Origin of the sequence: Rhizobium sp. BK529 (genome assembly GCF_014194105.1) — a bacterium.
GTDB lineage: Bacteria > Pseudomonadota > Alphaproteobacteria > Rhizobiales > Rhizobiaceae > Rhizobium.
Genome location: NZ_JACIAU010000002.1, coordinates 340193 through 362315, shown reverse-complemented (window position 1 = coordinate 362315; position 22123 = coordinate 340193). Strand labels below are relative to the sequence as shown.

The window sequence follows — 22123 nt, the reverse complement described above, 5'->3', positions numbered from 1 at the left end:
CGCCATGGGCAGTGCTTTCTTTGACGCGAGAGACCGGCAAGAGCTGAGGGCACTTGTCGAGCGGGCTGCGGCGCGCAAGCCGGCCAAGGCCAGAAGCCGCCTGCGCATCGCTGCGATGCTCCAGGCATTAGCGGCTGCTCTCTGGATCCCACAGGCCGGCCTGCTCGCCTGGTCCATCGGCGGGCTCGCCAATGGCCGAAGCCTTGCAGATATCCTCTGGCCAGCCGTCTTCATCCTGCTACTCGGTATCGTCAAAAGCTGTCTCGATGCGGCCGGCGGCCGCCTTGCCTTCCGCACGGCGCGAGTCGAACTCAGTGAGAAGCGCGCTGCGGCAGCAGAACTGCTTGCCCGCCTCTCGCCTGTTGACGCCAGCCGGCCTGCTTCCGGCGAAGCCGCCAGCGTGCTCGGCGAACAGGCCGAATTGATCGTTCCTTACCTCTCCCGTTTCCAGCCGGCGCGGATGAAGGCGAGCCTGGTGCCGCTCGTCATCCTGGCCTCCATTTTTCCGATCTCCTGGATTGCCGCGCTCGTGCTGCTGTTTTCAGCACCACTCATTCCGATCTTCGTGGCGCTGATTGGCTGGCGTGCGCAGGCTGCGAGCGAAAAGCAGCTTGTCGCAACCGGCGGCCTCAACGCTTTCCTGCTCGACCGACTGCGCGGTCTTGCGACAATCCGCTCGCTCAATGCGGTCGATGCCACAGCGCTGAGACTTCGCGCGGAAGCGGAAGCGCTGCGTACGCGTACCATGGCGGTGCTGAAGATCGCTTTCCTGTCGTCGGCCGTGCTCGAACTCTTCTCAGCGCTCGGCGTGGCGATGACCGCGGTCTATGTCGGCTTCAGCTTGCTCGGAGAAATCCGTTTCGGCGCCTGGTCCGGCGGCCTTGACCTCTCGCAAGGCCTGTTCATTCTGCTCCTCGCACCTGCCTTCTTCGAGCCGCTGCGTGAACTCTCCACCGTCTGGCACGACCGCGCTTCGGGCGAAGCCGCGCTGAAGGCGCTGGAGGGGCTGGCTGCCGGAGGCATGGCACTCCCCAATGATAAACGTGCGCCGGACCCGGCTGCGGCCGCAAACTTCGATATCCGTCTTGAAAATATCGGGTTCCGCTATCGGCCCGACCATCAGCCCGTTCTCGATGGTTTTAGCCTTGCCATCCTCGCCGGCGAACATGTGGCGCTGCTCGGCGCCAGCGGCAGCGGCAAATCGACATTGCTGTCGCTGATCGCCGGGCTGGCGCCCTGTAACGAGGGCCGCGTTCTGATCGGCGGGGCAGCCGCAGATCGCAGCAGGATGGCCTGGATCGGCCAGAAGCCGCATATTTTCGCGGGCACCCTTGCAGGCAATATTAAGCTGGGCCGACCCGGCGTTACGAAGACAGATATCTCCGAGGCGCTCGATCTCGCCAGGCTTGGTGGCGTTGCGAAGGCCTATGGCCATCGCCCGCTCGGGGAAGGCGGCATCGGCCTTTCCGGTGGCGAGGCGCTGCGGCTTGCGATCGCGAGAGCAGCCTGCGACCCCGAGATCCACATCATCCTTGCTGATGAGCCTACTGCTCACCTCGATGCCGAGACGGCAGCCGGAATCACCGAAAGCCTGCTTGCTCTTGCGATCGGGCGCACGCTGATCGTCGCTACGCACGATCCTCTTCTGGCCGCGCGGATGAACCGCACCATCCGCCTCGATGCGGAACATCTTCGGGAGGCCGCCGAATGATCATCTTGTTCAAGGACCTCAAGCCGGTTCTGCGCCTGTTCATTCAAACTCGGCGAAAGGAATTGTTGCTCGGCGGCGCACTATCAGCCGCGACCGTTGCAGCGGGCATTGCCCTGCTTGGCCTTTCGGGATGGTTCATCACGGCGACCGCGCTCGCAGGTCTTTCCGTCACCGTTGCCGCGACTTTTGATGTCTTCGCGCCGTCGGCGGGCATCCGATTCCTTGCGATCCTGCGCACGGCTGCACGCTATGGCGAAAGACTGACGACCCATAATGCGACGCTTGCCGTGCTTGCCGCCTTGCGCGAGCGTCTATTCCGTTGCTGGGCCTCTGCCGGCGCAGCGCGCGCGCTACTCAATCGCCCAGCCCGGCTACTCTTCCGGTTGACCGCCGATATCGATGCGTTGGATTCGCTCTATCTGCGCGTTCTTGTGCCGGCAACTGTGGCAGTCGGCGCAGCGCTCGTCGCCAGTCTCACGCTCGGGCTGATGCATCCGCTATTCGGTCTGCTTTTCGGCCTCAGTCTCATTTTGACAGGGCTTGGCCTGCCACTCGCTGCCGGTCGGCTGGCGGTGAAGCCGGCGCGCCGCCGCGCCTACGGCGTCGAAACCATCCGCTCGCGGACTATCGATCTCGTCGCCGGACAGACCGACCTTCTCATGGCAAACCGGCTTGCGGCGCAGCAGCAGGCAATCGCCGCTGCCGACACTTATACCGCAAAGGCCGACGACTGGCTGAATCGTATCGAGACCGGCGTGAGCTTCGGCTTCGGTCTTTTCTCTACTGTGCTGCTAGTCGCGGCGCTGCTGACCGTTGCCGTACTGATGCAGTTCGGCGCGATCACCGCGCCCGTCGCGGCACTCGGCCTGCTCGTCGTCTTTGCGGCAACGGAACCCTTTGCCGCATTGCGTCGTGGGGCCATGGAATTCGGCAGGACGATACTGGCAGCCAAACGCATCGGGCCACGTCTTTCGGCCGCTGAAGCCGATTTCGCACCGATGGCTCCGGCGCATGAGCTTGCCTTTGCGCTCCAGAATATCACCGTCGCCCATGACGGCGCTGCGCTGCCAGCATTGCGAAATGTATCGCTCGAACTGCGCCGCGGCGAGCATATCGCCATCATTGGCAGGAGCGGCGCAGGTAAATCGACGCTACTGTCGCTGCTGGCTGGCGAATTGCCGTCGGCTGACGGCATTGCGGCAGCGCTCGACGCGACCTTGCTCACGCAACGTACCGAACTTTTCCAGGATACGCTGCGAGGCAACCTGCTGCTTGCCGCTCCCGGTGCCGATGACGATCGGCTGCGCGAGGCGCTCGATGCTGCCGGTCTGCTTGCCGATGTCGATGCGCTACCCTCAGGCCTCGATACGCCACTCGGCGAAGGTGGCATGGGGCTCTCCGGCGGCCAGTCGCGGAGGCTGGCACTCGCCCGTCTCTTTCTGCGCGACACACCACTCTGGCTGCTCGATGAGCCGACCGAGGGGCTTGATGGCCGCACCGCGCGCGACGTGCTGCACCGCCTCGCGTTGAGCGCCGAAGGTCGCGCGCTCGTCATTGCCACGCATATTCGCCGCGAAGCGGCGCTCGCAGACCGCATTGCGATCATCGCGAATGGCCGCATCACAGAATTTTCGCGCCGTGGAGAGGCGGCGTTCGAAAAGGCGCTCGATCAGCTTCGGCCGGATTGAGCGAACAGGCATGCCCGCAGGGCCAGCCGGCCATGCGGAACTCTTGATACCCCGTGGGACCGTGGGAGAAAGACAATGGAACTAGACATCGTAGCGCTATCGCGCTTCCAATTTGCGCTGACCGCGCTTTATCACTTCCTGTTCGTGCCCCTGACACTCGGCCTTTCCGTGCTGCTCGCCATCATGGAGACAACCTATGTCATGACCGGCCGCCAGATCTGGCGGCAAATGACGAAATTCTGGGGCACTCTTTTTGGTATCAACTTCGTGCTCGGTGTCGCAACCGGCATCGTGATGGAATTCCAGTTCGGCATGAACTGGAGCTATTACAGCTACTATGTTGGCGACATCTTTGGCGCGCCGCTTGCGATCGAAGGCCTGATGGCCTTCTTCCTCGAAGCGACTTTCGTCGGTCTCTTCTTCTTCGGCTGGGACAAGCTGTCGAAGGTTGGCCATCTCATCGCTACCTGGGCCGTCGCGATTGGTTCCAATTTCTCGGCACTCTGGATTCTCGTCGCCAATGGCTGGATGCAGAATCCCGTCGGTTCCGCGCTCAACCCGCAGACGATGCGGATGGAGATAACAAGCTTCTTCGACGTCGTCTTCAACCCGGTCGCCCAGGCGAAGTTCGTCCATACGGTTTCAGCCGGTTATGTCTGTGCCTCGATCTTCGTGCTGGGCGTTTCGGCCTGGTACATGCTGAAGGGCCGGCATATTGAACTTGCCAAGCGATCAATGACGGTTGCCGCATCCTTCGGTCTCGCTTCGGCGCTCTCAGTGGTCGTGCTCGGCGACGAAAGCGGTTATCTGGCAACCGAAAACCAGAAGATGAAGCTTGCCGCGATCGAAGCCATGTGGGGAACCGAGCCGGCTCCGGCTCCCTTCACCGCCTTCGGATTCCCGGATCAGCAAGCCCGCGAGACGCATTTCGCCGTGCGTATCCCATGGGTGATGGGGCTCATCGGTACACGCTCGCTGACGACGGAGATACCGGGCATTGACAAGCTGGAACAGCAGGCCGAGACCCGCATCCGCGATGGCATCAAGGCCTACGATGCACTGACGCAGATCCGCTCTGCACCGACCCTGGATCAAGTTGCCCAGGAAGTCCGCACCTCCTTCGAGGACCTTGGTCACGACCTTGGCTATGCTCTGCTCCTGAAGCGCTATGTCGACGATCCGCGTCAGGCAACCGACGAACAGATCACGCAGGCCGCACGCGACACCATTCCGCATGTGCCGACGCTCTTCTGGTCGTTCCGCATCATGGTTGGTCTCGGCATGTTCTTCATCGTGCTCACGGCAGCTTTCTTCTGGCTATCGGCCCGCCGGCATCTGGATAAGTATCCGCTTTTGCTGCGCGTCGCGGTATTCGCCATACCGTTGCCCTGGATCGCCATCGAGGCCGGCTGGGTAGTCGCCGAGATCGGCCGCCAGCCCTGGGTGATCGAAGGCGTTCTGCCGACGGCGGTCGCCGTCTCCAATCACGGGGCCTCGGCGGTTCTGCTGACGATCATCGGCTTTGCCGCGCTCTACACCACACTGATCATCGTCGAGATGAGCCTGATGCTCAAAGCGATCCGCCAGGGGCCGGAGCCGGACCATGAGCCGGAGGCCAAACTCATTTCTGAAACCCTCGTTCACGCCGCGGAGTGACCAGTCATGATCCTTCACGAACTCATAGACTATGAAACCTTGCGTATCATCTGGTGGGTGCTGCTCGGCGTGCTGCTGATCGCCTTCGCCACCACCGACGGCTTCGACCTCGGCGTCGGAACGCTGTTGCCTTTTGTTGCCAAGACCGATGCGGAACGCCGCGTCGCCATCAACGCGATCGGCGCCACCTGGGAGGGCAACCAAGTGTGGCTCATCCTTGCCGGTGGCGCCATATTTGCCGCCTGGCCGCCGCTCTATGCGGTCTCCTTCTCGGGCTTTTATCTGGCGATGTTTGCGATCCTTTTCGCGCTCATCCTTCGCCCGGTCGGCTTCAAGTACCGCTCCAAGCGCGACAGCGCACGTTGGAGGGCCGGCTGGGACTGGGCGCTTTTCATCGGCGGATTCGTGCCGTCGCTGATCTTCGGTGTGGCCGTCGGCAATGTGCTGGAGGGCGTACCCTTCCGCTTCGCCGACGACATGCGGATCTTCTATGAGGGCTCGTTCTTCGCACTTCTGAACCCCTATGCCCTGCTCTGCGGTCTGCTATCCGTTGCAATGCTTATGATGCATGGCAGCGCGTGGCTGGTGCTGAAGACAACGGGACCAGTAGCCGAACGAGCACGTCGCTTTGGCAGCATCGCAGCGCTAGCCGTCGTCCTGCTCTTTGCTCTCGGCGGCCTGTTCCTGTGGATGGGCCTCGATGGCTATCGCATCACCAGCGATATCAGCCCGATCGGCCCATCAAACCCGCTTTTGAAAACAGTGACACTGGAAAGCGGTGCATGGCTTGCCAATTACGGCGCCCACCCCTGGATGCTCATCGCTCCGATCCTTGGACTGCTGGCTGCGGCAGCTGCCTTCCTCACCATGCAGGCGCGCCGGGAGATCATGACCCTGCTCTTCAGCAATATCTCGATAACAGGCATTATCTCGACGGTCGGTCTGTCGATGTTCCCGTTCATCCTGCCTTCTTCACTCGACCCGAGGTCGAGCCTGACGGTCTGGGATTCATCGTCGAGCCACCTGACTCTGTTCATCATGCTGGTGGCCACGGTCATCTTCCTGCCGATCATCTTTGCCTACACCGCCTGGGTCTACAAGGTGCTATGGGGCAAGATCGACGAGAAGAGCGTCACCGACAAGAACAGCCACGCTTATTAAGGGGACGAGACGATGTGGTATTTCGCATGGATGCTCGGGTTTCCGCTAGCGGCCTCATTCGCCGTTCTCAATGCCATGTGGTACGAGCTAGCGGATGACGAAGCGAAGAAAAAGGCTTCAGGGGAACGCCGATAAAAAGTCGAGGGCGCGGTTCAAGCCGCGCCCTTATTCTTTAGATCATCGGCATACGGCCATCAGGAAAGACGGTTTCGGGACCGCTCCGCAAGCTCGACGACAATGCCGTCTGGGTCACGGACAAAGGCAATTCTGTGCAGCATCTCTGAATGGACGGCAAAACGCGGCCGTTCCTTGATCTCGACACCGGCTTCTTCCAGCCGCGCGAAAATCTCTTCAATATTCTCGAAGTGAAAAGTTATGTGCTTTACTCCAGCGGTTCCATCCGGAACGTCTTTGGCTCTTGTAGCCCCGCCGGGCGGCGCAAACACTTCCAGCATGCCACCACCTGCATCGAGGAAGGCGACCTGCATGCCGTCAGGCATCTGCTTGCGCAGATGCAATTTCAGTCCGAGCAGACCGCAATAGAATGCGACCGCGCGGTCCATGTTGCTAACCGTCATTCCGATATGTTCGAATGATTTCAGCATCGCATTCTCTTTAGGTCGCGGCTCCCAAGCGCAGCCCTTCCTCCGGCAGCCAGGAATGGTAGAGCGGATGGTCCGCCGTAATCGGCATCGGCGTCGGCCGGCCAGTTCGCTGCGAATGATAGGCGGCAGTTACCAGTTCCAGCGAATTGCGCGCATCCTGCAGGGTTACCGGCGGATCGCTATCCTCGGTGATCGCCCGATGGAAGAGTTCGAACTGCCGTGTATAGCCATCTTCCTTTACCTGAAAATCCGCCAGTACCGCGTCGATGCGGTTCTGATGTTCCTCCGTTCCGGCGATGAAGCTCCAGGGGTCGCGACCCATCGTATAGGGCTCCAGAATGCTTTCGGCGACGAGATCGCTGAAGCAGAAGCGCAGCCTCGAGATTTCCTTGCGGGAACCGAGCGTCATGGAGAGCGTGGCGAGCGAACCGTTCTTCATCTTCACCGACAGCGCGGCCGTGTCCTCAACCTCGATCGGGTTGACGAGCGTCGCGCCGTAGGAAAATACCTCAGCACAGGGACCATGCACGTAATTCAGCATGTCATGGGCGTGGATCGCATGACCGAGCAGGCCGCCGCCGAGCTCTGTCGCCCATTTGCCGCGCCACGGCACGGCATAGTAATCGGGACCGCGCCACCAATGCGTTTCGATGGTCGTGAGGAACGGCTTGCCGGCAAGGCCGCGCTCGATCAACAGTTTCAGCTTCTGCAGACCACTGCCATAGCGATACTGAAAAATCGGCATCAGCTTACGGCCGTTCGAACGCGCAAGAATCTTTGCCATTTCATCGACTTCGGCAATCGAACCGAAGAGCGGCTTTTCGCAGATCACGTGCTTTCCGCTTTCGATAGCCTTCTTGCAAAGCTCGAAATGTGAACTCGGAGGCGTGGCGATGTCGATGATATCGAGATCGTCACGTGCAAAGAGCGAATCCGCATCCTGCGTATATTCGGGAATCGTGTGCTCCTCGCAAAGCGGCTGGCCGCGATCTGCGTCGAGAGAGCAGAGAACAGGAACCTCGAAGAGATCGTTGTTCCAGCCGAAGCCTGTCAGATGCCGTGCGGCAATGCCCGCACCGAGGACGCCGACGCGCAATTTCCGTGTCATGATGTTTTCCTCAGCGGGTGCCTATACGGGCAGCTTTTGTCTGGGCCTCGAGCGAGAGACGGCAAACTTCGTAGACATGATCCTGCGTCATCGCCGTTTCGCTGCGGTCGCGCACATCCGCAGCGAAAGCATCGAAATAGTCAAGCTTTTCGCTGCTGCAATCGATATGCGTCATCTCCTTGCCGTTGACGAGGAAGAGGTGGTCCTTTCCCGGACGCCCGGCGATATCGATATATTTACGCAGCTCGATGTAGCCCTCAGTACCGAGGATGGTCAGACGACCGTCGCCCCATGTCGGCAGCGCCTCCGGTGTAAACCAGTCGACACGGATATAGCCGGTTCCCTTGTCTGAGCGCAGCAGCACTTCGCCGAAATCCTGGAAGGCTGGCTTTTCCGGCATGCCGAAATTGCCGACCGAGCTTGCGACCACCTCACCCGTCGTCGAGCCCGTGTAGAACAGGAACTGATCGACCTGGTGTGAGGCGATATCGACGATGATGCCGCCAAAAGCTTCCGGGTCGAAGAACCAGTCCGGACGTGTCGGCAGCTGCAGCCGGTGCGGCCCCATCCCAAGTGTCTGGATGACCTTGCCGATCGCTCCTTCTTTCACCAGCTTACCGGCCTTGACGGCGGAGCGCACGCAATGGCGCTCGGAAAAGCAGATGGAGAATATCTTGCCGGTTTCAGCAACAGTGCGCTTAACTTCTTCAAGCTGAGCAAAAGTCGTCACACCCGGTTTGTCGGTCATGACATCCTTGCCCGCCTTCATGGCGCGAACGGCAAGTCCGGCGCGGTCGCGCGGAACGGCGGCAATGCAGATCACGTCGATCGAGGGATCGGCGAAGATCTTTTCCCGGTCAATCTGCGGTGCATCCGGATAGGTCTTCTCGAACATCTCGCGGATCGCAGGTACCGTGGTCTGCGGACAGTAGCCGACGAATTCGGCGTCTGAGGCCAGCAATCCCTTCACATGATCGAACGTGTGCCCATGGTCGATCCCGACGACGGCAAATCTCAGCATCGCAATATTATCCTCCCGGGGAAAATTTCGCAGGTCGGCATCCGCCGACCCTCCTCCATGGTGCAAACCAGATAACGAAAGAGAGGTCCTGTCAAGGCGAGATCGGCGGCAAAATAGTTTTCCCCCATAGGTAAGTATATGAAACAGAAGAGTTATTTTGTATCTAAATAGTTATAAGTTATGACGAAATGCCGCTATGGCACGCAGTTGCTTCACCGGAGCATAAAGCCGGCGCAAACTTCTTTCTGCCTGATGAGCCTTGCTCTTGCCCGACGAATGTGCTCGATTTTCAGGCGCCGTCGGGTAGGAGGACGGCAGCTATCCATATCTGCAGGAGCGCTCCCCGCTCCATCTGTGACGGAAGATCACCATGTCCCATTCTCCCCTCGATGCTGCCGCTTTGGGCGGCCTGTTTGTCGGCCGTACCTGGAACCCGGAAGTTGCCGGACCGAGCATTGTGACGCTGCGCGACGGCGCCCTCGTCGACATCAGCTCTTCCGCAACCCCGACCCTGAGCGCTCTGCTGGAGCGAGCCGACGCAGCGGAGTTCGTTCGCGGAGCAGCGGGCAAGCCGCTCGGCACTCTGGAGGAGATCGCGGCAAACAGCACCGGCAAGCCGGATGCGCGCAAAGCCTTTCTTCTCGCCCCTGCCGACCTGCAGGCAATCAAGGCCTGCGGCGTGACGTTCGCACAATCGATGATCGAACGCGTCATCGAGGAAAAAGCGGCCGGCAATCCGGACCGGGCCGCCTCCATTCGCGAACGCGTCAGTGCCCTGATCGGCGGCAGCCTGACCAATATCAAGGCCGGTTCCCCGGAAGCCGCCAAGGTCAAGCAGGCGCTGATCGAGGAAGGGATCTGGTCACAATATCTCGAAGTCGGCATCGGCCCGGACGCGGAAGTCTTCACCAAGTCGCCAGTGCTCTCATCAGTCGGCTGGGGCTCGGACGTCGGCCTTCACCCGATCTCGACCTGGAACAATCCGGAGCCGGAAATCGTCTTGGCGGTCAACAGCCGCGGCGAGATCAAGGGCGCCACACTTGGCAACGACGTGAACCTACGCGATGTCGAAGGCCGCTCCGCTCTGCTGCTCGGCAAAGCGAAGGATAACAATGCATCCTGCTCCATCGGCCCCTTCATCCGCCTCTTTGATGAAAGCTACAGCCTCGATGACGTGCGCAAGGCCGAACTCGATCTCAAGGTCACTGGTGAGGACGGCTTCGTCCTGCACGGCAAGAGCTCGATGTCGCAGATCAGCCGCGATCCGACCGATCTCGTCAAGCAGACGGTCGGCGCCCATCATCAGTATCCTGACGGATTCATGCTGTTCCTCGGCACGCTCTTTGCGCCAACACAGGATCGAGATGCGAAGAATCAGGGCTTCACGCACAAGATCGGCGACGTGGTGGAGATTTCGTCGGCAGGCCTCGGGGCACTGGTCAATACCGTCAAGCTTTCGACCGAATGCCCGCCCTGGACTTTCGGCATTTCGGCGCTGATGGGTAATCTCGCAAAGCGTGGACTGCTTTAGGTTATTGGTTCCGCCTGATGCCCTGCAGGAGGTCGAGAACGGAGTTCGCGGCCTCCAGCACATTCGTGCCCGGACCGAAAACGGCGGCAACACCGTGTTCGTGGAGGAATTCATAGTCCTGGCGTGGAATAACGCCGCCACAGACGACAATGATATCGCCACCGCCCTGCTCCTTCAGCCGATCGATCAACTGCGGCAATAGCGTCCGGTGACCGGCCGCTAGTGACGAGACGCCGATGACATTGACTTTCTCGTCGAGCGCCATGCCAGCCGCCTCTTCAGGAGTTTGGAACAACGGCCCGGCGAGAACGTCAAAGCCGACGTCCCCGAAGGCGGAGGCGATCACCTTGGCGCCGCGATCATGCCCGTCCTGGCCGAGCTTGGCGACCATGATCTTCGGCTTGCGGCCCATGGCTTCGGTTACGTCGGCCATCCTGGCTTTCAGGACTTCGAGTTCAGGCTCGTCGCGATAGGCAGTGCCATAAATGCCGCGGATCACCTTCGGTGTGGCGAAATGATCGCCGAAAACCTCGCGCATCGCATCGGAGATTTCACCGACGGTGGCACGCGCCCTGGCGGCTTCGACGGCAGCGGCCAGCAGGTTGCCGTTACCGGTGCGGGCGACCTCAGACAATTTCGCCAGCGCCTCCTTCGCCTTCGCGCCGTCGCGACGGCGCTTGGTTTCCTCGATACGGCGGATCTGAGCGGCACGCACCGCGCTGTTGTCGATCTCCAGAATGTCGATCGGCTGCTCGGTCTCCAACCGGTATTTGTTGACGCCGACAATGACCTCGTCGCCCTTGTCGACTGCTGCCTGGCGCCGAGCCGCAGCCTCCTCGATCAGCCGCTTCGGCAGGCCCTCGTTGACGGCTTTTGTCATGCCGCCGAGAGCCTCGACTTCCTCGATCAACGCCCAGGCCTTTTCGGCCAGTTCCTTCGTCAGGCTTTCCACATAGTAGGAGCCCGCGAGCGGATCGACGACTTTGGTGACGCCGGTCTCGTGCTGGAGGATGAGTTGGGTATTGCGGGCAATACGAGCGGAAAATTCCGTCGGTAGCGCAATCGCCTCGTCGAAGGAATTGGTGTGAAGCGACTGCGTGCCGCCGAGCACGGCCGACATCGCTTCGAAAGCCGTGCGGATGATGTTGTTATACGGATCCTGCTCCTGCAGTGACACACCCGAGGTCTGGCAATGGGTACGCAACATCAGCGAGGAGGCCTTCTTCGGCTGGAACTCCTCCATGATGCGGGTCCAGAGCAGGCGGGCGGCGCGGAGCTTGGCCGCCTCCATGAAGAAGTTCATGCCGATCGCAAAGAAAAAGGAAAGCCGGCCGGCGAAATCATCGACATTCAATCCCTTGGCGATTGCCGCGCGCACATATTCGCGCCCATCGGCGAGCGTGAAGGCAAGCTCCTGGACCAGCGTCGCACCTGCCTCCTGCATATGATAGCCGGAGATAGAGATCGAATTGAATTTCGGCATCTCCCTTGCCGTGTATTCGATGATATCGGCAACGATGCGCATCGAGGGCTCGGGCGGGTAGATATAGGTGTTACGGACCATGAACTCCTTGAGAATATCGTTCTGGATGGTCCCTGAGAGCTCTGCCTTCGAAACACCCTGCTCCTCGCCGGCGACGATGAAGCTGGCCAGAATTGGAATGACCGCGCCATTCATGGTCATAGAGACGGACATGTCCTGCAGCGGAATGCCATCGAAGAGGATCTTCATGTCTTCGACGCTGTCGATTGCCACGCCCGCCTTGCCGACATCGCCCACGACGCGCGGATGATCGCTGTCATAACCGCGATGGGTGGCGAGATCGAAGGCGACGGAAAGTCCCTTCTGGCCGGCGGCAAGATTGCGTCGATAAAAGGCGTTGGATTCCTCGGCGGTCGAGAAGCCGGCATATTGCCGGATCGTCCAAGGGCGGCCGGCATACATGGTGGCGCGCGGGCCGCGGGTGAATGGCGCAAAGCCGGGAAGGGTGTCCGCATCGGCACCATCGAGATCAGCAGCCGTATAAAGCGGTTTGACGTCGATGCCTTCGGGCGTGTGCCAGGTCAGCGCTTCCGGCGCTGCACGCAGCTCCTTTTCCGCCAGTGCCTCCCAGTCCGAGAGCGTCTTCTTGGTCATTTCATCCTCCGGCATTGTCCGCGCACACGCTATCACCTTGCGGTTACGCAGCGCGATACAGCCTTAGGATAATTTGATCGGCAAAGCGATGATAGACCTTCAGCGATGCGCAGCCCAGGGCACGAGGAGCCGCTCGATCAGCCGCGCCAGTAATTCCAGCAGGAAGGCGATCGCTGCGATGACGATAATGCCGCCGATAACGATATCCGTTACCAGAAACTGCGCCGCCGACTGAATCATGAAGCCGAGGCCTTGGCTTGCCGCCACCAACTCGGCTGCGACCAGCGTCGACCAGCCGGCGCCGAGCGCAATGCGCGTGCCAGTCAGGATCGACGGAATGGCGCCTGGTAGAATGACATGCAGCAGCACCTGCAACCGGCTGGCACCGAAGGAGCGGGCGGCGTTGACGAAATCTGCAGGGGCGGATTTGACACCCGACGCCGTCGACAGGATGATCGGCGGCAGCATCGCAAGCGAGATCACCGTAACTTTCGAGGCCTCGCCGATCCCTACCCAGATGATGATCAGCGGCAGATAGGCAAGCGGCGGCAACGGGCGTAGAAACTCGACGATCGGATCAAGAATGCCCTTGCCAATGCGGCTGGTGGCGATGGCAAGGCCTGCAGGCACGCCGATGAGGAGCGAAACCGCAAGCGCCGCAAAGATACGCAACAGGCTTGCCACAGTATGTTCGGCAAGCGTGGAATCAACGAAGCCGTTGACGGCCACATTGACGAGCGATTTTACAACGGTGAGTGGTGATGGCAGGAAGACCGGCGAGACGGCCCCATAGGCCGAGGCAAGGCTCCAGCCAGCGATGATGACGGCAATTGACGCTAGCGAGATCGTCAAGGTGCCACGACGTTTGGGCTGCGCTTCTACCAGCTGATCGGAAACCGCAGGCGTGAGAGTTTCTGTCTCGACACTCATGCGGCAATCTCCTCTTCATCCCCGTGGATGAGAGCGGTCAGTTCGTCGTGCAGGCTCTTGAATGCTGCGAACATCTTGATCTCCTTGACACTTTTACCGTCCAGAAGCGCCTTGCCAAACTCGGTCCTGACATCGGCGACGATACGACCGGGATTGGGGGCCAGCACGATGACGCGCGTGGCAAGCAGCAGGGCCTCGTCAATACTGTGGGTGATGAGCAAGGCAGAGGTCTTGCTTCCGGCCCAGACCTCAAGCAGGAATTTTTGCATACGGCTGCGCGTCAGGGCATCCAGCGCGCCAAGTGGCTCATCGAGCAGAAGGAAGCGCGGACCGGAGGCAAGGGCGCGCGCGATACCAACACGCTGGCGCATGCCGCCGGAGAGCTCCCAGATATTCTTGTGACCCGCGCCTTCAAGGCCGACTTTCGCGAGCAGCTCCTCTGCGTGGCTCTGTCTTTCGGCCCTGGCAATGCCCTGAAGCTTCAAGGGAAAGGCAACATTCCCGACAGCGCTCAGCCAGGGATAGAGCGCATCATCTTGAAAGACGACAGCCCGGTCAGCGCCTGGGCCGTCAATCTCTTTGCCGTCTACCGAGACGCGTCCCTCACTGGGCTCCGTGAAACCGGCCGCGAGATTGAGAAGGCTGGTCTTGCCCGAGCCCGACCGGCCGATGACGATGACGAACTCATCCGAAGCGATATGCAGGTTGATGCCGTCGAGCACACGTCTCTTCTGACGGGTGCCCGCCTCAGCGTAGTCGAGCGATAGGGATTGCAGTGAAAGTATGCTCATGGGGATCACCTGTTCAAAACCGGCGCAGTCAAGCCGCGCCGGAACCCTCGGGAGGATCAGAGACCCGCTTTTGCGGCTTCCTTGACCCAGCGGTCGGAGACGTAAGGGCCGTAATCCTTCAGCACGCCGGGGATCTTGCCCTGCTCCAGAAGGAAGGACGAGGTTTCGGCGACGGCCTTGGCTGTGCCGCCTCCAAGAAGGTCGGAACTAGCCTGCTCCTGCAGGGTCGGAAAATAGTAGCCTTTGAGCAGAGCCGGCACTTCATCGGTCTTGGCGCCGGTCAGCTTGGCGATCTTTTCGGCTTCCGGCGAGGTCGCGTTCCAGCTATCGGGATTGCCACGATAGGACGCATAGGCGGCTCCCGTGACCTTCACGAAGCTGGTGACGGCTTCGGGGTGGGCCTCGGCAAATTTCTTGCTGACGATCCAGGCATCGAAGGTTGGGCCGCCCCACTTGGTAACATCTGCTGATGTGGCAAGCACGCTGCCGTTCTTCTTCAATTGCGCCAGGACCGGATCCCAGACATAGGCGCCGTCGATATCACCCCGCTCCCAGGCAGCCGCGATTTCCGGCGGGCGCAAGTTGAGGATCTGCACCGATTTCGGATCGACGTTCCAATGCTTAAGCGCCGTCAGCAGGCTGTAATGCGCGGTCGAGACGAAGGGCGTGGCGATCTTCTTGCCCTTCAGGTCTTCCGGCTTGTTGATGTTCTTGACGGCGAGCGCTTCAGCCTCGCTGATCAGTCCCACGATATAAATCGTCTCGATCGGCAGTTCGCGACTCGCAGCAGCGGCGAGCGGCGACGAACCGACATAGCCGATATCGATGGAGCCGGAGGCGATGGCAGTGATGACATCAGCGCCGCTGTCGAATTTCTGCCAGTTGATCTTGGCACCGGTTTCCTTCTCATAGGTGCCGTCGACCTGCGGCACGCGCGACGGCTCGACGATCGGCTGATAGCCGATGTTCAGAGTGACGTCGGCAGCGTGGGTCGCATAGGTGGTGAAGGTGAGGGCAGCAGCGGCGGCCGTGCCCAGCAGGTTGCGTCGGTTGATTTTCATATCCCTCTCCCGCAATGTTCAAAATCATTCCGCCTCGGGAATGTGAATAGATCATCGTAAAATTTATAGATTTTATAGAGATAGAAAATTTCCGGAATTGGGGGTAAGGGACAATTTGCTTCTAATTTGGAAGGAAGAAACGGTGGTTTCCCGACCCGCTCGCGATTCCTCGAAGTGACCGACGAAATTCGCAGGGACAGTATTCGATGAAGAAAATGCAGATCTACGCCTTCGACATGAACTGCGTCGGCCATATCAATCACGGTATGTGGACGCATCCGCGCGATCGCTCCGTCAATTACACCGACCTTGATTACTGGGCGGACTTTGCGCGCACGGCCGAACGCGGCAAGTTGGACGGAATATTTCTTGCTGATATTGTCGGCGTTTACGATGTCTATAAGAACAGCCCGGCCCCTGTCATCGAAACGGGTGCACAGATTCCGGTCAACGATCCGCTAATGCCGATCTCGGCGATGGCTTACGTCACGAAACATCTCGGCTTCGGCGTGACCGTCAATACGACCTATGAGCCCCCCTTCCTTTTGGCACGGCGCATGTCGACGCTTGACCACCTGACCAAAGGCCGCATCGGCTGGAACATCGTTACGGGCTATCTCGACAGTGCGGCCCGCAGCATGGGTTTCGACAAGCTGCCGGAACATGATGCGCGTTATGACGCTGCTGAGGAATATCTCGAAATTCTCTACAAGCTCTGGGAGGGAAGCTGGGATGACGATGCAGTGCTGCGTGATCGGGAGCGCAATATTTTCGCCGACGCTTCCAAGGTCCGCGCCGTCAGCCATCACGGACGATATTACAAGATGGAAGGCATCCATCTTGCCGAGCCTTCCCCGCAGCGTACGCCCCTTCTCTTCCAGGCTGGCGCCTCAGCCCGCGGACAGGATTTTGCCGCCCGCCATGCCGAATGCGTTTTCATCGCGGGACCGAACCCACAATCGGCGCGGCCAACCGTCGATGCGCTTCGCGCCAAGACGCTAGCGAATGGTCGCGGTGCGGATGCGATCAAGATCCTGAGTCTGATCACCGTCGTCGTCGGCACGACCGAAAGCCAGGCACAGGAGAAGCTTGAAGACTATCGCAGGCATGCGAGCGTCGAGGCTTCGCTTGCGCATTATTCCGCCTCTGTTGGCGTTGATCTCTCGAAATATGACCTCGATGACGTGATTGACCAGAGCTGGACCAATGCCAATCAGTCGGCGTTGGCCGCGATCACCAGGCAGGCGGCAAAGCCGGTCACCAAGCGCCAGATCATCGACCAAATGGTGCTCGGCAGTCGCATGAAGCCGATCGTCGGCTCGCCCGTGCAGATCGCCGATACACTGCAGCGCTGGATCGAAGAGGGTGGCATCGACGGCTTCAATCTGGCGCGCACCGTGGCGCCCGAAAGCCTCAACGATTTCGTCGATCTCGTCGTGCCCGTGCTTCAGGAGCGCGGACTGTTCAAGGCAGACCATACAGAAGGACCCCTGCGCCAAAAACTATTCGGTGGAAATGGCCGGCTGCCGGCCAGCCATCCCGCCGCACAGTTCAGACGTAGTTTTTAGCGATGATCGAGGCGGGCGACCAGTCGGTCGCCCAGCCACTGGATGCCGCAGACGAGCACAATGAGCACGACGACGACCGCAATCATCACGTTGGTTTCGAAACGCTGGTAGCCGTAGCGGATAGCAAGATCACCGAGACCGCCGGCACCGATGGCACCGGCCATGGCCGATGCGCCGATCAACGTCACCAGCGTCACCGTGAAGCCCGCGACAATGCCGGGCAGCGCTTCTGGCACTAAAACTTCGCGAATGATCGTCCAACGATTGCCGCCCATGGCGCGCACCGCATCGATCAACCCACGGTCCACCTCGCGCAACGACACCTCGGCGATGCGGGCATAATAGGGCGTGGCGGCGATAGCGAGTGGAACGATAGCAGCCCAGGTGCCGATCGCAGTTCCGACGATCAATCGCGTCATCGGAATCAGTGCCACCAGCAGGATAATGAACGGCACCGAGCGGAAGCCGTTAATGACGGCGCCGAGGATACGATTGATCCAGAGATTTTCGGCAATGCCGCCGCGGTTCGTCAACACTAGCGCCAGACCCAGCGGCAGGCCGGCGACCAGCGAGATCACGCCGGAGCCCGCCGTCATCAGCACTGTCTCCCAGAGGGAACGCAACAGCAGATCAATCATGATCGGTGTCATAACCAAGCACCTCCACCCGGGCGGACCGGGCCTTCAGAAATTGTTCGACCTTTCCGGCAAGCGCTGGATCGCGCGCCGGTACAGCAATGAAGAACCGCGCCACGGGTTGGTTCTGAATATGGTCGATACCGCCATGCACGAGGCGGAAGGAATGCGGCATCGCTGCCGACAGATCGGCGAAGAGCGCGCCTTGCGCTTCTGGCCCGGCAAGATCAACGCTCATGATGGCTTCCGTGCCACCCGCCTGTGACAGGCGCGCGGCGATGTGTTCGGGAAGTTGCGGGCGGATGCCGCCGAGCAGGCTTCTGGTAATTGCCGTCTGCGGGTCGCCGAAGATCGACCAGACTGCCCCTCTTCCACGATACGGCCGGTATCGATGACAGCAACACGATCGGCAATACCGCGTACCACTTCCATCTCATGGGTGATCAGCAGTATCGTAAGCCCGAGCTTACGATTAATGTCTTTCAGGAGAGTGAGGATCGAGCGCGTCGTCTCTGGATCGAGCGCCGAGGTCGCCTCGTCTGACAGCAGCAGGGCCGGACGAGCGGCAAGAGCGCGAGCGATGCCGACACGCTGCTTCTGGCCGCCTGACAGCGAAGACGGATAGGCGCTGGCCTTGTCGGAAAGGCCGACCAGTTCCAGCAGTTCGTGCGCCCGCTTCGACCGCTCGGCCTTGACAACACCCTCGATCTTCAACGGCAATACAACATTCTCCTCGACCGTCTTGGCTGACAAGAGATTGAAGTGCTGGAAGATCATGCCGATGCGGCGTCGCAACGGCTGCAGTTCCTGTTCGCCAAGGCCAGTAATGTTGCGGCCTTCAATGACGATCTCGCCACTATCGGCGCGCTCCAGACCATTGAGGCAACGGATCAGCGTCGACTTTCCGGCACCGCTGCGGCCAATGATGCCGAGGATTTCGCCCTTCTTCACACTCAACGAAATACCGTCGAGCGCCGGTGTCGTGCCGAATCTGCGCCGGACATCTGTCAGGCGAACGACCTCTTCTGCGTCGTCGGGCCGCGTCTCGATCCTTGACGCGGAGACAATAGAATTCATGCTCGTTCCTTCGCAAACGGTGAAGGCGGCCCCGGCAAAGACCCGAGCCGCCTCAATTTTGCCGCCCTCAGGAGGGCGGCTCATCAGTAGGCGCTGAGACCCGTGCCCTTGTAGACCTTGTCGAACTCTGCCTTCACCGTATTGTTCTGATAAGAGGAGACGAGGGCCTTCACCCAATCGGCACCCTTGTTCTCTTCCTTCACCGCGATGAAGTTACGATAAGGATTGTCAGCGATCGGCTCCTGCGCGATGCGCTCTTTCGGCGAGAGACCGCTCTTCAGCGCCCAGTCGGTGTTGACGACGCCGCCGTCTAGGTCGTCGATCGAACGGCCGACGATGCCGGCATCCAGTTCCTTGATCTCGATATTCTTCGGGTTTTCGGCGACGTCGGCGATCGTGGCGAGAATGCCCGTTCCATCCTTGAGCTTGATCAGACCTTGGTTCTGCAGGACGCGCAGTGCCCGGCCTTCGTTGGACGGATCGTTCGGAATGCCGATCACGGCGCCCGCGGGCAGTTCAGCGACCGACTTGTGCTTCTTGCTGTAGAGGCCGATCGGCCAGACACCGGTATAACCAACACGGACGATATGATAGCCGTTCTGCTTGATCTGATTATCCAGATAAGGCTGATGCTGGAACGCATTGGCGTCGATTTCGCCGCGCTCCAGCGCTTCGTTCGGCTGAGTATAATCGTTGAAGGTGATCGTCTCGATCTTGAGACCCTTCTTGGCAGCCTCGCTGGCAACAACGCGCCAGACGTCCTCATCCTCGCCGCTCATGATGCCAACCTTGATCGCTTTGTCTGCTGCAAAAGAAGGAGCCGGCGCTGCAAAGGCAATAAGTGCAGCCGCAGAGGCGGCGACAGTGAGAGCCGCGCGGCGCGAAAGCGAAATGGCGCCGAAATTCTTGTTCTTGGTCATTTTATATCCCGTCTGACTTGATGAGGCCGAGCCCCGAGCAGGCGGATCATTGCAAATGCGCCGATTGCGGGCGAAGCACGAACATCCGATGTCTTCTAACCGGAGGAAAAACTCTTGCCCCGCCCTCGATAGGGACAGGATAATATTCTGCTAAATTCATCGATTAAATTGGGAACTTGGCGTGTCTAACGAAAAAGGCGCCCAGCGGGCGCCACTAAAATCAGTCTCGGGATGGCACTCATTCCGCTGCAATAAGCGTGGAACTTCTGCCCGGAAAGAAAGCGGCAAGCTCCCCGATAACCTCGCCGATCCGCTTGGAAAGCTGTTCGGAGGAGACGCGATAGTCGGCGAAATCGCGATCTGAAGCATAGATGGCCGTTGGCAAAGTATGGGCCATGAAGAAGCCAAAGAGCGGACGAAGCTGATGCTCGACCATGAGCGCATGGCGATCACCCCCACCGGTTGCTGTGATGACAATCGGCTTGGCGCGCAGCTCATGCGGATCGATGAGATCGATCAGGTGCTTGAAGAGGCCCGGATAGCTGCCCTTGAAGGTCGGCGCTCCGATGACGAGAGCATCTGCAGCGACGATGTCTGCGATGATTTCCTTGGCACGATTATCTAGATCATCTCGACGCAGCGCCTGACCGAGCGACGTGCCGACATCGGTTAGATCATAGATCGTGTTATTGAAGCCGTATTTTTCCGCGGCAAGGCCGGCGATATTTTCTACCAGCGCAAAGGTCTTCGAGGGACGGTTGAAGCTGCCGGCAAGACCGACCAGTTTGGGTGCAGACATGTCATTTCCTTCCACTATCGCGCCGTCGATGGCTGCATCATGGAATAGATATTATCTATCAAAATAGTGTATTAAAGGAATGACGATCCGTCTTCACTTGAGGCCGGGGAAAATATGTTCGCTTAAGCGCGCTCACGACTTGCTCGCAACCAAAAGGCACCGGAAGATCTTCCAGCGCCTTTGTCACTTCGCTCAATGCGATGTTTAGGCAGCGCGGTGTTTCGGGATACGCGGCAGGAAAATAGTGAATAGGCCGAGCAACGGCAGGTAAGAGCAGATGCGGTAGACAAATGCGATGCCGTGCGTATCGGCAAATTCGCCAAGGAAGGCTGCGCCGAGGCCGCCGGCGCCGAAGGCGAAGCCGAAAAAGACCCCGGCAATCAGACCGACACGACCGGGCACCAGTTCCTGCGCGAAAACGACGATCGCCGAAAAGGCGGAGGCGAAGACCAGGCCGATGATGACACTGAGCACGCCGGTCCAGAAGAGGTTCGCATAGGGCAGCAGCAGTGCGAAGGGGATGACGCCCAGGATCGAGAACCAGATGACGAAGCGGGCGCCGAAACGGTCGCCAATCGGTCCGCCGAGGAAGGTGCCGGCGGCAACAGAGCCCAGGAACAGGAAGAGCATGAGCTGCGCCTGCTGTACATCGAGCTGAAAGCGATCGATGACGTAGAAGGTGAAGTAACTCGACACACTTGCCATATAGACGTTTTTCGTCGCCGTCAGCAGCACGAGAATGAGCAGCGCCCAGACGACCTTGTTCTGCGGCAGCGGCAGCGTGCGACTCGGTGCTGGCTTGCTGGCGTTCTGGCGACGGTGGCTCATATACCAGGTGCCGACCCAGCTCAGCACCAGCATGCCGATCATCGCGATGCCGGACAGCCAGGAAACGCTGTGCTGGCCATTCGGCAGCACGATGAAAGCCGCAAGCAGCGGCCCGATTGCCTGCCCTGCATTGCCGCCCACCTGGAAGAAGGACTGTGCAAAACCATGGCGGCCGCCGGAGGCGAGGCGCGCGACACGCGAGGATTCCGGGTGAAAGACGGCCGAGCCGAAGCCGATGAGGCTTGCGGCGACCAGGAGCAGCTCGAAGCTGCCGGCATTGCCGAGGAGAATCAGGCCGCAGAAGGTGCTCGCCATGCCGACTGGCAGTGAATAGGGCATCGGCCAGCGATCAGTGACGATGCCGACGAGCGGCTGAAGCAGCGAGGCGGTGACCTGGAAGGTCATAGTCAGAAGGCCGATCTGCACGAAATCGAGGTCGTAATTGGCCTTGAAGAGCGGGTAAAGCGAGGCAAGCAGCGACTGCATGATGTCGTTGAGCATGTGACAGAAGCTGACTGCCACCAGGATGGACATTGCGGTCTTTTCAAAGCGAGGGGCGCTCTCGGCAACAGACGCCATGGGTCTTCCTCCTGCGCGGCCGGAAACATGCCGGGCCATCGTCGGTTTCGTGCGGGCTGTTATTAGGGCGATCGGGGCTTGGGAAGTGAATTGTCAGCGGCGGTCGCTGAAAGTGCATTTATCGTATGAAGAGAAACCATTACAGCCCAGTTTCGCGCAGATTGGTACGCAGCCAGGCAATTTTTGCTTCGGCTCTGCCATTTTGGCCACGTCACACGCCGCTCGCGCCCGATGATCCTTCCGAGCTATGCCACGGTATGGAGTAAATGCCGAATTTCTAATATAATATCAAAAACAAATCGTAGAAAAGCGGTGCG

Annotated in this window: 18 protein-coding genes and 1 pseudogene; 7 read left to right on the top strand and 12 right to left on the bottom strand. The window is 59.9% G+C overall.

Annotated features, from left to right (window positions below; genetic code table 11):
- Positions 1–4 precede the first annotated feature (4 nt).
- From cydD to cydX, 5 genes are all read left to right on the top strand, one after another.
- Complete coding sequence (gene cydD, locus FHX08_RS18775; protein ID WP_132654966.1) at positions 5–1711, top strand: thiol reductant ABC exporter subunit CydD; 1707 nt, start codon at positions 5–7, stop codon at positions 1709–1711.
- Positions 1708–3399 (top strand): amino acid ABC transporter ATP-binding/permease protein, encoded by a 1692-nt coding sequence (locus FHX08_RS18770; protein WP_132654964.1) that lies wholly within the window; start codon positions 1708–1710, stop codon positions 3397–3399. The genes cydD and FHX08_RS18770 overlap by 4 nt, the downstream gene beginning before the upstream one ends.
- 75 nt (positions 3400–3474) lie before the next feature.
- The gene (locus tag FHX08_RS18765) at positions 3475–5055 is read left to right on the top strand and encodes a cytochrome ubiquinol oxidase subunit I (RefSeq protein ID WP_132654962.1); all 1581 of its coding nucleotides are present in this window, start codon (positions 3475–3477) and stop codon (positions 5053–5055) included.
- A 6-nt stretch (positions 5056–5061) separates the two neighbouring features.
- Complete coding sequence (gene cydB / locus FHX08_RS18760) at positions 5062–6216, top strand: cytochrome d ubiquinol oxidase subunit II (RefSeq protein ID WP_132654960.1); 1155 nt, start codon at positions 5062–5064, stop codon at positions 6214–6216.
- A gap of 12 nt (positions 6217–6228) precedes the next feature.
- On the top strand, positions 6229–6351 hold the full coding sequence (gene cydX, locus FHX08_RS18755; protein ID WP_132654958.1) for a cytochrome bd-I oxidase subunit CydX: 123 nt from the start codon (positions 6229–6231) through the stop codon (positions 6349–6351).
- Positions 6352–6410: 59 nt separating this feature from the next.
- Here the strand turns inward: cydX and FHX08_RS18750 are convergent, their stop codons facing one another.
- The 3 genes from FHX08_RS18750 to FHX08_RS18740 are packed head-to-tail and all read right to left on the bottom strand — an operon-like array spanning position 6411 to position 8950.
- Positions 6411–6821, bottom strand: coding sequence for a VOC family protein (locus FHX08_RS18750; protein WP_132654956.1), 411 nt, complete (start codon positions 6819–6821; stop codon positions 6411–6413).
- A gap of 10 nt (positions 6822–6831) precedes the next feature.
- Positions 6832–7929 carry a Gfo/Idh/MocA family protein gene (locus tag FHX08_RS18745; RefSeq protein WP_132654954.1) on the bottom strand — a complete coding sequence of 366 codons (1098 nt, stop codon included), beginning with the start codon at positions 7927–7929 and terminating at the stop codon, positions 6832–6834.
- A 10-nt stretch (positions 7930–7939) separates the two neighbouring features.
- On the bottom strand, positions 7940–8950 hold the full coding sequence (locus FHX08_RS18740; protein WP_132654952.1) for a Gfo/Idh/MocA family protein: 1011 nt from the start codon (positions 8948–8950) through the stop codon (positions 7940–7942).
- A 370-nt stretch (positions 8951–9320) separates the two neighbouring features.
- Here FHX08_RS18740 and FHX08_RS18735 point away from each other — a divergent pair, with 370 nt between their 5' ends.
- Positions 9321–10481 carry a fumarylacetoacetate hydrolase family protein gene (locus tag FHX08_RS18735; protein ID WP_184327551.1) on the top strand — a complete coding sequence of 387 codons (1161 nt, stop codon included), beginning with the start codon at positions 9321–9323 and terminating at the stop codon, positions 10479–10481.
- A 1-nt stretch (position 10482) separates the two neighbouring features.
- Here the strand turns inward: FHX08_RS18735 and scpA are convergent, their stop codons facing one another.
- The 4 genes from scpA to tauA all read right to left on the bottom strand — a co-directional run bounded on the left by scpA (position 10483) and on the right by tauA (position 15400).
- Positions 10483–12618 carry a methylmalonyl-CoA mutase gene (scpA, locus tag FHX08_RS18730; protein WP_184327549.1) on the bottom strand — a complete coding sequence of 712 codons (2136 nt, stop codon included), beginning with the start codon at positions 12616–12618 and terminating at the stop codon, positions 10483–10485.
- A 99-nt stretch (positions 12619–12717) separates the two neighbouring features.
- The gene (locus FHX08_RS18725) at positions 12718–13548 is read right to left on the bottom strand and encodes an ABC transporter permease subunit (RefSeq protein WP_132654946.1); all 831 of its coding nucleotides are present in this window, start codon (positions 13546–13548) and stop codon (positions 12718–12720) included.
- Positions 13545–14339, bottom strand: a complete 795-nt coding sequence (locus FHX08_RS18720; protein WP_132654944.1) for a taurine ABC transporter ATP-binding protein — start codon at positions 14337–14339, stop codon at positions 13545–13547. The genes FHX08_RS18725 and FHX08_RS18720 overlap by 4 nt, the downstream gene beginning before the upstream one ends.
- Positions 14340–14395: 56 nt before the next feature.
- Positions 14396–15400 (bottom strand): taurine ABC transporter substrate-binding protein, encoded by a 1005-nt coding sequence (gene tauA, locus FHX08_RS18715; RefSeq protein WP_132654942.1) that lies wholly within the window; start codon positions 15398–15400, stop codon positions 14396–14398.
- A gap of 206 nt (positions 15401–15606) precedes the next feature.
- On the opposite strand from tauA, the gene FHX08_RS18710 reads away from it, so the two are divergent.
- Entirely contained in the window at positions 15607–16968 is a 1362-nt protein-coding gene (locus tag FHX08_RS18710) for an LLM class flavin-dependent oxidoreductase (RefSeq protein WP_132654940.1), read from the top strand.
- Here FHX08_RS18710 and FHX08_RS18705 read toward each other — a convergent pair.
- The 5 genes and pseudogenes from FHX08_RS18705 to FHX08_RS18685 form a co-directional block, all read right to left on the bottom strand.
- Entirely contained in the window at positions 16965–17618 is a 654-nt protein-coding gene (locus tag FHX08_RS18705; RefSeq protein ID WP_132654938.1) for a methionine ABC transporter permease, read from the bottom strand. The genes FHX08_RS18710 and FHX08_RS18705 overlap by 4 nt on opposite strands.
- Positions 17599–18680: pseudogene (locus FHX08_RS18700) on the bottom strand (methionine ABC transporter ATP-binding protein). Before FHX08_RS18700 ends, FHX08_RS18705 begins: the two are co-directional and overlap by 20 nt.
- Before the next feature lie 83 nt (positions 18681–18763).
- Complete coding sequence (locus FHX08_RS18695) at positions 18764–19600, bottom strand: MetQ/NlpA family lipoprotein (RefSeq protein ID WP_132654934.1); 837 nt, start codon at positions 19598–19600, stop codon at positions 18764–18766.
- Between the two features lie 238 nt (positions 19601–19838).
- Complete coding sequence (msuE, locus tag FHX08_RS18690) at positions 19839–20399, bottom strand: FMN reductase (RefSeq protein WP_132654932.1); 561 nt, start codon at positions 20397–20399, stop codon at positions 19839–19841.
- Between the two features lie 204 nt (positions 20400–20603).
- A complete protein-coding gene (locus tag FHX08_RS18685) occupies positions 20604–21806 on the bottom strand; it encodes an MFS transporter (RefSeq protein ID WP_184327547.1) in 1203 nt (400 codons plus the stop codon).
- Positions 21807–22123 lie beyond the last annotated feature (317 nt).